The 15,376-nt window shown below is 53.2% G+C and carries 15 protein-coding genes; 8 read left to right on the top strand and 7 right to left on the bottom strand.

The genetic code is table 11. From position 1 onward, the window contains the following. The first annotated feature begins 308 nt into the window (after positions 1 to 308). The 4 genes from alr to H8K27_RS10110 are packed head-to-tail and all read left to right on the top strand — an operon-like array spanning position 309 to position 4,934. Positions 309 to 1,511 carry an alanine racemase gene (gene alr, locus H8K27_RS10125; protein WP_186863040.1) on the top strand — a complete coding sequence of 401 codons (1,203 nt, stop codon included), beginning with the start codon at positions 309 to 311 and terminating at the stop codon, positions 1,509 to 1,511. Beyond that, positions 1,508 to 2,800, top strand: a complete 1,293-nt coding sequence (locus tag H8K27_RS10120; protein WP_186863039.1) for a D-amino acid dehydrogenase — start codon at positions 1,508 to 1,510, stop codon at positions 2,798 to 2,800. Before alr ends, H8K27_RS10120 begins: the two co-directional genes overlap by 4 nt. Continuing rightward, a complete protein-coding gene (locus tag H8K27_RS10115) occupies positions 2,797 to 3,357 on the top strand; it encodes a hypothetical protein (protein ID WP_186863038.1) in 561 nt (186 codons plus the stop codon). The genes H8K27_RS10120 and H8K27_RS10115 overlap by 4 nt, the downstream gene beginning before the upstream one ends. A 17-nt stretch (positions 3,358 to 3,374) precedes the next feature. Further along, on the top strand, positions 3,375 to 4,934 hold the full coding sequence (locus H8K27_RS10110; RefSeq protein WP_186863037.1) for a sigma-54-dependent transcriptional regulator: 1,560 nt from the start codon (positions 3,375 to 3,377) through the stop codon (positions 4,932 to 4,934). Positions 4,935 to 4,951: 17 nt separating this feature from the next. On the opposite strand, the gene H8K27_RS10105 is transcribed toward H8K27_RS10110, so the two are convergent. The 7 genes from H8K27_RS10105 to ispB form a co-directional block, all read right to left on the bottom strand. Beyond that, complete coding sequence (locus H8K27_RS10105; RefSeq protein ID WP_186863036.1) at positions 4,952 to 5,146, bottom strand: DNA gyrase inhibitor YacG; 195 nt, start codon at positions 5,144 to 5,146, stop codon at positions 4,952 to 4,954. A 7-nt stretch (positions 5,147 to 5,153) separates the two neighbouring features. Beyond that, a complete protein-coding gene (gene zapD, locus H8K27_RS10100; protein WP_186863035.1) occupies positions 5,154 to 5,909 on the bottom strand; it encodes a cell division protein ZapD in 756 nt (251 codons plus the stop codon). A gap of 126 nt (positions 5,910 to 6,035) precedes the next feature. Then, entirely contained in the window at positions 6,036 to 6,659 is a 624-nt protein-coding gene (coaE, locus tag H8K27_RS10095; RefSeq protein ID WP_186863034.1) for a dephospho-CoA kinase, read from the bottom strand. Then, on the bottom strand, positions 6,659 to 7,525 hold the full coding sequence (locus H8K27_RS10090; protein WP_186863033.1) for a prepilin peptidase: 867 nt from the start codon (positions 7,523 to 7,525) through the stop codon (positions 6,659 to 6,661). Before H8K27_RS10090 ends, coaE begins: the two co-directional genes overlap by 1 nt. Beyond that, positions 7,525 to 8,751 (bottom strand): type II secretion system F family protein, encoded by a 1,227-nt coding sequence (locus H8K27_RS10085; protein ID WP_186863032.1) that lies wholly within the window; start codon positions 8,749 to 8,751, stop codon positions 7,525 to 7,527. The genes H8K27_RS10090 and H8K27_RS10085 overlap by 1 nt, the downstream gene beginning before the upstream one ends. Positions 8,752 to 8,766: 15 nt before the next feature. Beyond that, positions 8,767 to 10,503 (bottom strand): type IV-A pilus assembly ATPase PilB, encoded by a 1,737-nt coding sequence (gene pilB / locus H8K27_RS10080; RefSeq protein WP_186863031.1) that lies wholly within the window; start codon positions 10,501 to 10,503, stop codon positions 8,767 to 8,769. A gap of 254 nt (positions 10,504 to 10,757) precedes the next feature. Next, positions 10,758 to 11,738, bottom strand: a complete 981-nt coding sequence (gene ispB / locus H8K27_RS10075; protein ID WP_268977342.1) for an octaprenyl diphosphate synthase — start codon at positions 11,736 to 11,738, stop codon at positions 10,758 to 10,760. A gap of 275 nt (positions 11,739 to 12,013) precedes the next feature. Here ispB and rplU point away from each other — a divergent pair, with 275 nt between their 5' ends. The 4 genes from rplU (at position 12,014) to proB (ending at position 15,363) form a co-directional block, all read left to right on the top strand. Further along, positions 12,014 to 12,325, top strand: coding sequence for a 50S ribosomal protein L21 (gene rplU, locus H8K27_RS10070; RefSeq protein ID WP_162020347.1), 312 nt, complete (start codon positions 12,014 to 12,016; stop codon positions 12,323 to 12,325). A gap of 44 nt (positions 12,326 to 12,369) precedes the next feature. Further along, entirely contained in the window at positions 12,370 to 12,627 is a 258-nt protein-coding gene (gene rpmA, locus H8K27_RS10065) for a 50S ribosomal protein L27 (protein ID WP_176802834.1), read from the top strand. Between the two features lie 286 nt (positions 12,628 to 12,913). After that, on the top strand, positions 12,914 to 14,026 hold the full coding sequence (gene obgE / locus H8K27_RS10060) for a GTPase ObgE (protein ID WP_186863029.1): 1,113 nt from the start codon (positions 12,914 to 12,916) through the stop codon (positions 14,024 to 14,026). A 218-nt stretch (positions 14,027 to 14,244) separates the two neighbouring features. Continuing rightward, positions 14,245 to 15,363 carry a glutamate 5-kinase gene (proB, locus tag H8K27_RS10055; protein ID WP_186863028.1) on the top strand — a complete coding sequence of 373 codons (1,119 nt, stop codon included), beginning with the start codon at positions 14,245 to 14,247 and terminating at the stop codon, positions 15,361 to 15,363. The last annotated feature ends 13 nt before the right edge of the window (positions 15,364 to 15,376 follow it).

The raw sequence follows: 15,376 nt of genomic DNA, 5'->3' as shown, positions 1-15,376 counted from the left end.
TTTCGCCAATTCTCTGTTACTTTTCGGGCTGAGATTATTTTCTGTACCCTTTTTATTTTGTGGTGTATTGAAATTAGTACGGTGTATTTTTTATTGTACACCGTCATTGTTTGAGTACACTTAAGACTGGTGATGAGATGTGGTCATCCGTTTTACGGCATCAGGTGTATTGAAAAGTATACATTCAGTATCAGGGTGTCATACCGACACCGTGGTTAAGTCCTTGAATTATTGTGATAACGACAGATGGCACAGGCATTGCTAAGAGTGAATATCTCATTTCTCTGAAGTAATGGAGTGCAAACACTATGCAACACATAGAAGCAAGAGCCGGCGCTGTACTGCATATCGACTTGCAGGCAGTGCGCGATAACTACCGTTTGCTCCGGAATCGGCTGGGTACCGCAGTCTGCGGTGCTGCGGTCAAGGCGGATGCTTATGGACTGGGAGCGGAAAGAGTCGCTCTGGCGCTGTATGCAGAAGGGTGCCGGCATTTTTTTGTCGCGCATCTGGAAGAAGGCATTGCCTTGCGTCCGCATTTGCAGCAAGCCGCCCAGATTATCGTGATGCACGGCTCTCCAGTCGGTTGCGAAGCTGATTTTCTGGCGTATCAGTGCACACCGGTATTGAACAGTCTGCCGCAGATACGGGCCTGGCAACGGCTGGCGCAGCAGGAGCAGCGGGCATTGCCAGCGATTGTGCAGATCGATACCGGCATGGCGCGCATGGGATTGTCTGCGGCTGAAGTGGCGCAGCTGAAACAAGACTCCAGTATGTTAGATGGAATTGCCGTCTCGCATGTGATGAGTCATCTGGCCTGCGCGGAAGATCAGGCCAATCCGATGAACCGGCAGCAGCTCGATCAGTTCCGCCTGTTGCGTCAGTTATTCCCCGGCGCCAAGGGCAGTCTGGCAAATTCTTCCGGTATTTTCCTGGGACCAGATTTTCATTTTGATCTGGCGCGCCCCGGTGCTGCCTTGTACGGCGTGGCGCCGGTTGCCGGTCAGGCCAATCCGATGAAGGCGGTTGCGTATCTGCAGGGACGCATTATCCAGACCCGCGAAATCCCGGCCAATACCAGCGTCGGCTACGGTGCGACCTGGCGCAGCACGCGGGTCAGCCGCATTGCGACCGTGGCTGTGGGCTATGCTGATGGCTGGCTGCGCAGTCTCAGTAATTGCGGCGTCGCGCATATCGCGGGGCAGGCGGCACCGATGGTGGGCAAGGTTTCCATGGACACGATCACGCTGGATGTGACCGGGGTCGCTGAGGCCGATCTGTACCCCGGTGCGCTGGTTGACCTCATTTCAGCGACCAATACGGTCGATCAGATTGCTGAGAAGGCAGGCACGATCGGTTATGAAATTCTGACCAGTCTCGGTGCCCGTTATCAGCGTCATTACATGAATGATGCCACGGCCGCCGGTACCTGGGCCGGGCAGGCAGCAGGCAATACTAATCAAGAAGAATTCACCCCCGCACTGATGGGCAGTCAAGGAGTCTCAGCATGAAAGTCGTCATTCTCGGAGCAGGCGTTATTGGTACCGCCTCTGCATATTTTCTGGCAAAAGCCGGTCACGAAGTCACCGTGATCGAGCGTCAGCCCGCACCGGCGCTGGAAACCAGCTATGCCAATGCCGGCGAGGTCTCTCCCGGTTACTCGGCACCCTGGGCGGGTCCCGGCGTGCCGTTAAAGGCCATTAAATGGCTGATGATGAAACACAGCCCGCTGGCAATCAGCCCCACTTTTGACCTGAACACTTGGCGCTGGGTCATGCAGATGCTGATGAACTGCACTTCCGCCCGCTATGAAGTGAACAAAGGCCGGATGCTGCGCATGGCAGAATACAGCCGCGACGTCTTGCAGCAATTGCGTGCGGATACCGGTATCCATTACGACGAACGGATGCAGGGCACCCTGCAACTGTTCCGCAATCAGGCGCAGCTCGATGCCGCAGAGGCTGATATCGCCATTCTGAAGCGTTACGATGTGCCATACGAAAAACTGGACAAGGCGGGTTGCCTGCAGGTGGAACCGGCGCTGGCAAACGTGCAGGAAAAATTCGTCGGCGCATTGCGTCTGCCAGGAGACGAGACCGGCGACTGCTTTAAATTCACCCAGAATCTGGCGAAGCTGGCAGAGGGTCTGGGCGCGCAGTTCCGCTACGGCGTCAGCATTGAACGCCTGGTGAAGGAAGGGGATCAGATTACTTCAGTCATGACCTCTGCCGGTGAATTCAAGGCAGACAGCTATGTGCTGGCGCTGGGCAGCTATTCTCCCATCATGCTGCGTGAATTGGGCATCCGGATTCCGGTATATCCGATCAAAGGTTATTCGATCACCGTGCCGATCACCGATGCCAGCCGCGCGCCGGAATCGACCGTCATGGATGAAACCTACAAGGTGGCAATCACCCGTCTGGGCGACCGCATCCGGGTTGGCGGTACCGCTGAGATCACCGGTTATAACCTCGAATTGCGGCGTGACCGGCGGGATACGCTGGAATTTTCAGTCACAGATTTATTCCCGGGTGGCGGCGACGTCGCCAAAGCTGAATTCTGGACCGGCTTGCGCCCGATGACGCCGGATGGCACCCCGGTCATCGGGCCGACACCGTATCGCAATCTGTTCCTCAATACCGGGCACGGTACGCTGGGCTGGACCATGGCTTGCGGTTCCGGACAGTTTATTGCCGACATCGTTTCGGGTAAGAGGCCCGCGATTTCGACAGAGGGACTGTATATGGATCGCTATGGCAGCGTGAATCGTCCTATCATTATTTCGAGGGAGTTGGCATGAGCCAGTTTGAACAATTACTGTCCTCCACCCAAGTGTTTGCTGACAGCAATCTGAATACCCGTTTTTATACGGCGATCGAATTGCTGGCGCAGATCATGGTGGTCATGCCACGTGCCACCACGGTCGCCGGCCTGCAGCAGGCCACCGGCCAGACGCCACGCATGATCCGTTCTATTTTGTCGACCCTGAGCAAGGATGGTCTGGTCGGTCGTGACGCCAAGGAAAAAGATGCCTGGCATTGCCGTGACTGCAACGGCGTCATCACGCTGGCCGACGTGTATCGCTGTTTCGTGGAAGCTGAAGAGCGTGCCGCGCTGAAAGCCGCTGCACAGACCGCAGATAGTGCAGAAGCGACTGATGAACAGGCCTCTCCCTCCCGCAGCAGCAGCCAGCAAAGCGTGGATCTGCTCATGATGCAGGTTAAAATGACCGTGAACCGCGCCGTGGTACAGCAGCTGGAGCAGTTTGATCTGAGCCGTTTGCGCGGACTGGCAACGGCTGCCGGCTTCCGCAGCCAGCACGCGCGGCCACGTGTGTATATCCCCGAACCTTATTAATATTTCTCTCTTCCTCAATGCGCATCAATATACAGTTCAGGGACCGGGTTGGTATTGCGCATGAGATTCTGGCCGTACTCGCGAAGCGGGGCCTGAATGTGGTGGCGGTCGAAGTGGATCCGCCACAGATTTATATCGATAGTCCGGATCTGCTCGAATACATGCTGCCGGAATTGCGGCAGGACTGTCAGCAAGTGCGCGGCGTAGGCGAAATTCAGGTGATCGATGTTTTGCCTGGCATGCGCCGCCGCCTGCATCTGGACACCATCATGGCGGTGATGGAAGACCCGGTGCTGGCGATTGATGGCAATGGCTGCGTCGTGATTGCCAATGCCGCTGCTGCTGCTGTGGCGGGCATGACGGAAGCCAGTCTGTGCCGCCTGAGTCTGTCGCAGATACTGGATGATGCCGAAATCCAGAATGAATTGCTCCGTAGCAGTTTCCGCATTCCCAGCCGGGAAGTGATTCTGAACGGCGAACCTTTTTTTATGGATGTCACACCGGTTTCTGAACCATTGCTGCCGGAACCGGCCTTGCTGGTGAAGTCGCTCGGTGCCGTGCTGACATTCCATGCACCGGCACGTATCGGCGGCCGGATTCATGCGCTGCAAAACACGGCTGGCAGCGGCTTTGACCTGATCATCGGCGAATCTGAACAAATCCGTTCGCTTAAGAAAAAAGCGGCACGGGTCGCCGTCGTGGATGCGCCTTTGCTGATTACCGGCGAAACCGGCACCGGGAAAGAGCTGCTGGCAAAAGCCTGCCACGGTGCCAGTAACCGTAGCAATGCCCCGTTCCTTGAGCTGAATTGTGCCGCGCTGCCGGAGAGCCTGGCAGAAAGCGAATTGTTTGGCTATATGTCTGGCGCATTTACCGGCGCGCAGCGCGGCGGCAAGCCGGGTTTATTTGAAATGGCCGACGGTGGAACCGTGTTTCTGGACGAAATCGGCGAAATGTCCCTGTATTTACAGGCAAAACTGCTGCGGTTTCTGAATGACGGCAAATTCCGGCGTATCGGCGGCGACAAGGAAGTCAGTGTCAATGTCCGCATCATCAGTGCGACGCACCGTAATTTGCGGAAAATGGTGCAGGAAGGTCAGTTCCGGGAAGATCTGTTCTACCGGCTGAATGTGCTGCATCTGGAAATGCCGGCGCTGCGTGACCGTCCGGATGACATTTTGCCGCTGGCGGCGCATTTCATCGAACGCGCCTGCACCCAGTCGCAGAAAGCCGTATGCCGCCTGAATGCCTCCGCCTGCGCGGCGCTGGTGTCGAACCGCTGGCCGGGCAATGTAAGGCAATTGCAGAACGTGGTGTTCCGGGCGATCACTATGTCGGATCAGCGGGTGCTGGATGCGGCAGACCTGGATTGGGCAGAGGGCAGCATCAGCGCCGATGAGGTGAATCTTGATGTGGCCGAAGACTGGGATGCTTCAGTTGACCTGTTTGAGCAATCCCTGCTGGAACGACTCTATCCGCAATACCCTTCCAGCCGGAAGCTTGCCGCCAGGCTGAAAACCTCGCATTCCATGATCGCTGGCAAACTCAGGAAATACGGGATTCCGAAAAAACGCTAGCGCAGTAATCAGCAGGCTCAGGCGTCCGGATTCAGTGAAGCGTCAGTATTCGGGTCTTCCGGCAAATTCACTGCCGGGATGCTGTATTTTTCTTCCGCCCATGCGCCGAGATCAATCTGTTTGCAGCGCTCCGAGCAAAATGGGCGCCAGCGACTGGCTTCCACCCATTCAACCTGCTCGTGACAGGTCGGACAATTTACCTTGGTAACCATGGATTCTTTAAAAATTACAGAGTGTCAGATCAAACGGGATATCGTTTTCAACCGCTTTGGGCTTCATATCGCCTCCCTGTGACATGAAACGTATCCAGAGCATATATTTGTTGGCTGAAATTTCAGGAATCGCTCCCAGTTCCTGTACTACGCTGACACGCAGCAACTGATAGATTTTCCCCTGCAGCATCTGTTGATAACTGCCAGCCTGGGCAACGACTTTGGCGGTGGTGCCGGATTCACGCAGCAGGCGCAGTACGACGTTAATGGCATCGAATAAAGGGGCAATCGGTGCAAACCAGGCGGAAATATCGGCAAACCGTTTTTCAGCAGGGTTTTTTTGCCAGGCATGATAACTGGGCAGATCAAACTCGCAGGCGCCGCCGGGAATAATCGTTCTGCCGCGAATACTCATCAGCCACTCATTGTCCCGTACATTCTGTCCCGTCTTGCCAGTGCAGGCAATCAGTGCGCTGCTGGCACGGTCCACGTCTTCCAGTACCTTGTCCAGCATGTCTGTCTGCACATTCGGGTTGGAGCGGAAACTGATCAATGTGTGCTTTTGTCGCTCAAGTTCCTGCAACAGGTCTGATTTGAGGTCAGCACGTCCTGCTACTTCCAGCATTTCGAAAATGGTGGAAAGCGCCACATGATGCTGTAAAGGATCAGACTGATGCAGGAAAAAAATGAATTTTTCGTACAGGTCTTCCAACCGCAACAGCGTGCGAATACGCTCATTGAAAGGGTATTCGTAAACAATCAAAATAGTGTCCCTGTTTTAGATTTGTGCCAACACAAGTATCACGTGATTCTGAACCATACTGCGGGAAAATACAAATGCCGCGTGCAATTTTTTTGTCACACAAACCAGCCGGACATTGCTGCGGTTTCAGTTCTGATCCGGCGGGATGCCTGCCAGTTGCAGATATTTCCGGTGCAGTTCAAAAACGTGCTGCCGGATCAGGTGCAAATCACCGTCATTGAAGATTATGTCATCGGCAATTTCAGCCCTTTGTTGCCGGGTCGCCTGCGCGTGCATGATATCCATGACCTGCTGTTGCGAGAGATGATTGCGCTGCATGACTCTTTGTATCTGGGTCTGCTCTTCGCAGTCGATCACCAGTATCCGGTCGGCCTTCTGCCGCCAGTTGCCGGACTCAGTCAGTAGCGGCACAACGAAAATCAGGTAGAGACCAGGCGTCGTTTGTGCTGCCTGTTCGGTTTGCTGCCGGATCAGCGGATGCAGAATCTGTTCAAGCTGATGTCTGGCATCCGGATTAGAAAAGACATGTTCGCGCATCCGTTGCCGGTTCATGGACCCATCGGGATTGACGAACTGCGGCCCAAATCTGCTCAGAATCGCTGGCATCGCCAGTCCTTGCGGGCAGGTCAGTTCATGTGCGATCAGGTCGGTATCCACAATCGCCGCTCCGTACCCGGCAAACATGTTGGCGATGGTGGTCTTGCCGCTCCCGATACCGCCAGTCAGGCCGATACTGAAACGCCGTGACATCAAACTCCGCCCAGATACATGGCGACCAGTTTCTTGCCGAAGAATAAGGCGATCAGACCGGCACCTGCCAGATAAGGACCGAAAGGCAGGGGGGTGTTTCTGCCCATGCGGGACAACAGGATCATGATGATCCCGACCACTGCACCGACAACCGAAGACAGCAGCAGAATCACCGGCAGCATGGCCCATCCCATCCAGGCACCGAGTGCGGCCAGCAATTTAAAATCTCCGTAGCCCATGCCTTCTTTGCCCGTTGCGAGCTTGAAAAGCCAATAAATACTCCAGAGTGACAGATAGCCGGCGACTGCACCCATCACGGCAGAAGGCAGCGAGGTGAATGTGCCATTCAGATTGACCAGCAAACCTAACCATATCAGAGGCAAGGTCAGGTCGTCCGGCAATAATTGCGTGTCAGCATCGATCATGGTCATGGCGATCAGAAAAAAGCCCAGTACCATGGCCGACAGTCCGGCCAGGCCGCTGCCAAAATGCCAGATCATTGCTGCTGATAAGAGACAGGTGAACAGTTCGACCAGTGGATAGCGGATTGAAATCGGGGATTTGCAGCTGGTGCACCGGCCACCGATCAGCAGGTAACTGATCACCGGTATATTCTCCAGCGCTGTGATCTGGTGGCCGCAATGCGGACAGGCCGAGCGCGGCAGCACAAGACTGAAACGGTCTGTATGCGGCAGCGGCTGTCCTGATTCACTGGCGACGTAATTGTCTGATTCCCGCTGCATCATTTTCGGCAGGCGATAAATGACAACATTCAGAAAGCTGCCCACCAGTAATCCGAAAATAGCCCAGACCGCCGTGCTCACAGGGTTTCCGGGCAAGGTAAAGAAAATGTATTCAGACAGCATCAGACCACAGAGCCTAACTTGAAAATTGGTAAGTACATGGACACCACCAGGCCACCAATCAGCACACCCAGAATGACCATGATCAGAGGTTCCATCAGGCTGGATAACGACGCAACGGCTTCATCCACTTCCTCTTCATAAAAGTCAGCGACTTTGCCGAGCATATTGTCGAGCGCACCGGATTCTTCGCCGATCGCTACCATCTGCGTCACCATGGTCGGAAAGACATTCGAATTCTGCATCGCCACTGTCAGGCTGGTACCGGTACTGACTTCGGTCTGGATCTTGATCGTGGCATCAAGATAAACTGCATTACCTGCAGCACCGCCCACGGAATCCAGAGATTCGACCAGAGGCACGCCGGCCGCAAACATCGTGGCCAGCGTTCTGGTCCAGCGCGCAATGGTCGCCTTGCGGATGACTGCGCCAAAGATTGGCGCCTGCAACAGCAGTCTATCCATGGTTCTTTGCATTTGCAGAGAGCGGCGCCATGCCTGGAAAAAGAAATAGACACTGCCAAACAGACCACCAAAAATGATGTACCAGTAACTGACGAAGAAATCCGAAACAGCCATGACGAACAGGGTCGGCGCAGGGAGATCGGCGCCAAAGCTGGTAAACACCTGCTTAAAGGCTGGCACCACCCAGATCATGATGACCGCAGTCACAATAAACGCAACCGATAAAATGGCGATCGGATAAGTCAGCGCGGACTTGATCTTCTTTTTGATCGACATGGTTTTTTCTTTGTACAGCGCCAGTCGCGTCAGCAGATCTTCCAGAATACCGGCCTGCTCACCCGCTCCGACCAGATTGCAGAACAGGGGGTCAAAATACAGTGGATACTTGCGAAATGCCTGATTCAGACTAGTCCCGGTTTCAACGTCGGCGCGGATATCCTGCAGCAGTTTGGAAACGGATGCATTGGCATTACCCTTTGCCACGATATCGAAAGATTGCAGCAGCGGCACGCCTGCCTTCATCATGGTCGCCAGCTGACGGGTAAACAGCGTGATATCTGCATCCGTAATTTTTTTGCCGGTACTGTAGCTTTTCTTTTTCAGCTTGGTGACCAGAATTCCCTGACGGCGCAACGTGGCATTGACAATCGCTTCGCCGCCGGCGCGTAATTCTCCTTGCACGGTTTTTCCGAATTTATCCTTACCTTCCCAGGCATAGAGAATTTCTTTGGTTTGTTTTGCTGGCTTGGCTGCATTAGTGGCCATTTAACTGCTCTCCGCTTATTCGTTAGTGCATCCTAGAACTTCTTCAAGACTGGTCAGTCCTTGCTTCACTTTTAACAGGCCGGACTGGCGGAGGTTACGGATGCCTTCGTTCTGGGCCTGGGCTTCAATTTCCATTGCACTGCCGCTGTTGAGAATAATTCTCTCAATATCTTCCGAAATCGGCATCAGCTGATAAATACCGACGCGACCTTTATAACCATTGCCGCTGCAACGCTCGCAGCCAACTGGTTCGTAAGGTTTCCAGCTGCCGTCGAGATCTTCCTCTTTAAAGCCGGCCTGCAGCAACACCTCGTCAAGAATGTCCGCCGGGCGTTTGCAGGTGCAGAGCCTGCGCGCCAGCCGCTGCGCGGTGATCAGGATGACCGAGGAGGCAATATTGAACGGTGCCACGCCCATGTTCATCAAACGCGTCAGCGTGGATGGCGCATCGTTCGTGTGCAGCGTGGAAAACACCATATGACCGGTTTGCGCCGCCTTGATCGCGATATCCGCTGTTTCCAGGTCACGGATCTCACCGACCATGATCACGTCCGGATCCTGACGCAGGAAAGATTTGAGCGCAGCGGCAAACGTCAGGCCGGCTTTATCGTTGACGTTCACCTGATTGACGCCGGGTAAGTTAATCTCAGCGGGATCTTCGGCAGTCGAAATATTGATGCCGGGTTTGTTGATCACATTCAGGCAGGTATACAGGGAAACTGTTTTTCCCGAACCGGTCGGCCCTGTAACGAGCACCATGCCGTAAGGGCGCTGGATCGCGTTCATCAGGGTTTCTTTCTGATCCGGGTCATAACCCAGTGCATCAATCCCCATCTGTGCCTGAGAGCCGTCCAGAATACGCATCACGATTTTTTCGCCAAACAGCGTCGGTAAAGTGCTGACACGGAAATCAATCGATTTGGTGGGGCTCAGTACCAGTTTCATCCTGCCGTCTTGCGGCACGCGTTTTTCAGAGATATCGAGTTTGGAAATAACCTTGATCCGGGACGAAAGTTTATCTTTGATTGCCAGTGGCGGCTGGGCAATTTCCCGCAACTCGCCGTCAACCCTGAAACGGATACGATAAAATTTTTCGAAAGGCTCAAAATGCAGATCGGATGCGCCCATGTTAATCGCGTCGACCAGCATTTTTTGCAGGAAACGGACTATCGGCGCATCATCGACTTCATTGGCCTGCGCATCGGCAGCGGCATTCGCTGCGAGGGTGGCATCATCGTCCTTGAAATCCAGATCAAAATCGTCTCCTGACAATTCATTCAGGTTCTGTTCTGAGGTTTTACTGATTTTTTCCAGTAATTTCAGCAGCACGTCATGCTGCACCATGATCAGTTCGATGCTCAGACTGGTCTGGAACTTGACCTGATCAAATGCTGAATTATTGGTGGGATCGGATACTGCCAGTGCAAGCTTGTTCCCCTTTTTGGCAATCGGGAGCAGGCGCTGTGTCTGCATGAGTTTATGGTCCACCAGCTTGTCCGGCAGCAGGCTTTCATTAATGACCGTTAAATCCAGTAAGGGATAGCCGAAGGTATCCGAACAAAAACTGGCCAGATCGCGCGCGTTCATGTGTTTGCTTTGCAGCAGCTCATCAATAAACGGAGTCTTATCCTGCTGCGTTTTTTTGACAATGGTGTCAACCTGCACCGGAGTCAGCAGATTACCTTGCAATAAGGCCCTCGCCAGACCGGGTGTCGAAACCTGTGATGCAGAATTGGGGGGGACGGCGGACATAATGATTAGTAGGTAAAGTTTGCCAAATCAATCAGTTGCTTCGGGATAATGCAGCCGATACTTTGTTTTGTAAAGCTCAGCTACTTATTTTTACAACTGGGGGCAAGCGGGATGCGTGATCTGTTGCCTTTGTGCGAAGGGAGGGGGCTTTAATAATGCTGCTGGCGGCTGGATATTGCCGATAGGGAGAGCGAATTGCGACTGCCTGTATCAAGGCAATCGCAAATAGGTATTTTGAGCGGGGTTGCGGTTGATCAGTGATTGCGGTGTACCGCAAACTGACTCAGTGTGAGGAGTGCTTCTTTGTAAGACGATGCGGGCAAGGTGGCGACGGCTGCCGCGGCCCGTTCCGCCGCCTGGATGGCTTCCCGCCGGGTATAGTCGAGCGCGCCGGAGCTGGTGATGGCGCTCAGAATTCGGTCAAACTGCGATTCGTCACCCTGCTCAATGCATGAGCGCACCAGTTCTTTGTCTGCATCGGTGCCGTTTTTCATCAGATAAATCAGGGGCAGGGTTGGCTTGCCCTCACGCAGATCATCGCCGACATTTTTACCGATGTCTTCTGCATTTCCGGAATAGTCCAGCACATCGTCGATTAACTGAAATGCGGTGCCGATGCTCCGCCCATATTCTCCCGCAGCGCTGATCTGCTCGTCATTTGCGCCGGCAATCAGCGCCCCGACTTCGGCAGCGGCTTCAAACAGCTTGGCTGTCTTGGAGCGGATAACCTGCAGGTAACGTTCTTCGGTGACATCCGGATCATGCATATTCAGCAATTGCAGAACTTCCCCTTCGGCAATCACATTGGTGGCATCCGCCATGATTTGCATGACGCGCATGCTGTTGATCGACACCATCATCTGAAAAGCGCGGGAGTACAGGAAGTCGCCAACCAGCACCGAGGCAGCATTGCCGAATAAGGCATTGGCGGTCTGGCGTCCGCGCCGCAGGGAAGATTCGTCGACCACATCATCGTGCAACAGCGTTGCGGTGTGAATAAATTCCACGATCGCCGCCAGTTCGTGATGATGTTTTCCCTGATATCCGTAAGCATTGGCAATCAGCAACACGAGAATCGGACGGATGCGCTTACCGCCGGCACTGATGATGTATTCGGCAATCTGGTTGACCAGGGTGACGTCGGAATGCAATTGCTGACGGATAACCTGATTGACTGCCGACATATCCGTGGCAATCACTTCAGTAATGGGGTTGTGGTTTGCAGTGGCAGACAAGGGGAATCCTGCTAAATAATCCAAGACCGCGAGATTATACGACGCCGTCATCGAATTTGCGCTGTTACCTATAGCAAGAACGCCGGATTTTGATGTGCAGCATGAAAGTTCACTCAATTCCGGGACAGCGGCAGTATATTGGCTGCTGAAAAAATGTGCAAATTGTCTTTGACTTGAGGCTGCAGCCTATGTATAATTTGGGGTTTTCCCGAATTCCCCGGGCAGTAATGGGCAGGGCGGAGAAAATTCTTTTTATTTATTTGATGAGGTTTCCCATGTACGCGGTCATAAAAACCGGTGGCAAACAATATAAAGTTGTTGCCGGTGAAAAACTTAAAGTAGAACAGATACCTGCAGACATTGGCTCCGAAATCACCATTGATCAAGTGCTCGCATTGGGCGCGGGTGAGACCATTAAATTTGGTGCTCCATTGGTCGCAGGTGCTACGGTGCTGGCTAAGGTAGTAGATCACGGTCGTCACGACAAAGTACGCATTTTCAAAATGCGTCGTCGTAAGCATTACCAGAAGCGTCAAGGCCACCGCCAAAACTACACTGAACTGCAAATCGTATCTATCAACGGTTAATCCTCCCGGTTAATTGTTTATTACCTGTATCAAGGAGCTATTAAATGGCACACAAAAAAGGCGGCGGCACCACGCGCAACGGCCGTGACTCAGAGTCGAAACGCTTAGGCGTTAAAGTTTACGGCGGCCAGGCAATCAATGCTGGCGGTATCATCGTTCGTCAACGCGGTACACGTGTACACGCTGGTGAAAACGTTGGTATGGGCAAAGATCACACTTTGTTTGCTCTGGTTGACGGCAAAGTACAATTTGCAATCAAAGGTGCCAACAAGCACCAGTACGCAATTGTTGTTGCAGCTTAAGGTTTGATGAGTTCGTTTTGAAGTAATTCAAACCAGGGCGCAAGCCAGTACAATAAAAAGGCTCTGCCATTGGTAGAGCCTTTTTAGTTTAGTATTGACGCAAAATTCCCCTGACAGAATGACAGCTCCTTGTCCCGCATGTGATTGTCTGCATCGCAGCACCTAGCCAGGACAATGGTATGTAACCCTGCTGGTTCAAAAAAAATTGTCTGTGAGAGATCCTGTATAAATCCATTGTTCCATTTGGGTAACAAAGATTTATACAAGCTTTTTTAGGTGCTTAAAAATGAAATTTATTGACGAAGCCAGAATTGAAGTCATCGCTGGCGATGGCGGTAACGGTGTCGCCTCTTTTTGCCGCGAAAAATTCCGTCCGTTCGGTGGTCCGGACGGTGGCGATGGCGGCCGTGGCGGCAGTATCTGGGCAGTGGCCGATCGCAATATTAATACACTGGTTGACTACCGTTTTTCCAAGCTGCATAAAGCCAAGGATGGCGAAAACGGGCGTGGTGCTGATTGTTACGGCAAAGGTGCCGACGATATCTTCCTGCGCATGCCAGTCGGAACCTTAATTACCGACCGCAATACCGACGAAGTGATTGCTGACCTGACCGAACATGGACAGCAAGTTGAACTGGTCAAAGGCGGCGAAGGCGGCTGGGGCAACATCCACTTCAAGACCTCGACCAACCGCGCGCCGCGTCAGCGTACCGAAGGCAAGGAAGGTGAGCGCCGCGAATTGCGTCTGGAGCTGAAGGTCCTGGCAGACGTTGGTTTGCTGGGGATGCCGAATGCAGGTAAATCGACCTTCATTACCGCTGTCTCGAACGCACGCCCGAAGATTGCCGATTATCCATTCACCACCTTGCACCCGAATCTGGGGATGGTGCGCGTCAGTCATGAAAAAAGTTTCGTGATTGCAGACATTCCAGGGTTGATTGAGGGAGCAGCGGACGGTGCCGGTTTGGGGATTCAGTTCCTCAAGCATTTGCAGCGCACCGGTTTGTTGCTGCACATTGTTGATCTGGCTCCATTTGACGAAAATGTCGATCCGGTCAAGGAAGCCAAGGCTTTGATCAAGGAGTTGCGCAAATACGATGAAAGCCTGTATGAAAAGCCGCGTTGGCTGGTGCTGAACAAGCTTGACGTATTAAATGACGATGAGCGCAAAAAGAAAGTCAAAGACTTCGTCAAGCGCTTCGGCTGGAAAGGTCCGGTATTTGAAATTTCCGCTCTGAACCGTGAAGGTTGTGATGATCTGATTACCGAGATTTACGCTTATCTGGAGCAGAAGAGAACGCAGGAGCAACGCTCCCAGGAAACCCAGATGAAAGAAGAGGCGCAGGGTATCCTGTCGATTGATCCGGATGATCCCCGTTTTAAAATCATTGAAGAATGATTATCTGATATCGATGAAAAGCCTGACACGCTGGTGTCAGGCTTTTTTTATGCTGAAAATGAATCGCTCAGCGATCAATGCGGATAGTTTCTGAATGCAAATTTTCAGGACAATGATCAATAAAATTTTATTTGTTCTGAATTTAATTCAGAATAACAAGCATTTTTCGGCATAAAGTATAATCTGGACATTCTGAATTTATTTCTGTCTGGTTTTTTATGCACTCTGTGATCCAACATGCGCGACGCCTGATCATCAAAGTCGGTTCTTCTTTAGTGACGAATGATGGGAAAGGGCTGGATCGTATTGCCATCGAAAAATGGGCAGCGCAAATTGCTGCGCTGCGCGCCATGGGAAAAGAGGTGGTGCTGGTCAGCTCCGGGGCGATTGCCGAAGGACGGCAACGGCTGGGATTTGACAAGCGTCCTACCGGAATCCACGAGCTGCAGGCCTGTGCTGCCGTCGGGCAAATGGGACTGGCCCAGATTTACGAAACCAGTTTTCGGGCCCATCAGACCGGAACTGCGCAGATTTTGCTGACACATGCCGATCTGGCTGACCGGGAGCGTTATCTGAATGCGCGTTCCACGCTGTTTACTTTGCTCGGTTTTGGCGTGGTGCCGATCATTAATGAAAATGACACGGTGGTCACTGATGAAATCAAATTTGGCGATAACGATACGCTTGGCGCTCTGGTGGCGAATCTGATTGAGGCTGATGCGCTGATTATCCTGACGGACCAGAAAGGTTTGTACACCGCTGATCCGCGTAAAAATCCGGAGGCGGAATTTGTCCATGAAGCCAGGGCCGGAGATGCTGCGCTGGAAGCGATGGCCGGCGGCGCGGGTTCCAGTCTGGGCAGTGGCGGAATGCTGACCAAGATTCTGGCGGCCAAGCGTGCTGCCAGTTCCGGCGCGCACACCGTGATTGCCTGGGGGCGGGAAGACAATGTGCTGCTGCGTCTGGCGCAGGGTGAAGCGATCGGCACGCAGCTGATTTCAGACATGGCGCCGCTGGCAGCCCGCAAACAATGGATGGCGGACCATTTACAGACGGTAGGTAAGGTGGTGCTGGATGCCGGCGCCGTATTGAAACTGACTCAGGACGGCAAGTCTTTATTGCCGATCGGTGTGCTGGATGTGACGGGTGAATTTGGCCGTGGCGAAGTGATTACCTGCGTGGATGAGGCAGGCAGGGCGATTGCCCGCGGGCTGTCGAATTATGCCAGTGCTGATGCCCGCCGGATCCGCCGCAAACCTTCTGCGGAAATCCTGAACATACTGGGTTTTGTCGAGGAGCCGGAACTCATACACCGGGATAATCTGGTGTTGTTGTAACCGGATGTGCATG

The organism is Cognatundibacterium griseum (genome assembly GCF_014284195.1).
In the GTDB taxonomy this organism is placed as follows: domain Bacteria; phylum Pseudomonadota; class Gammaproteobacteria; order Burkholderiales; family Burkholderiaceae_D; genus Undibacterium; species Undibacterium griseum.
This window is presented reverse-complemented; position numbering and strand designations above follow the sequence as displayed.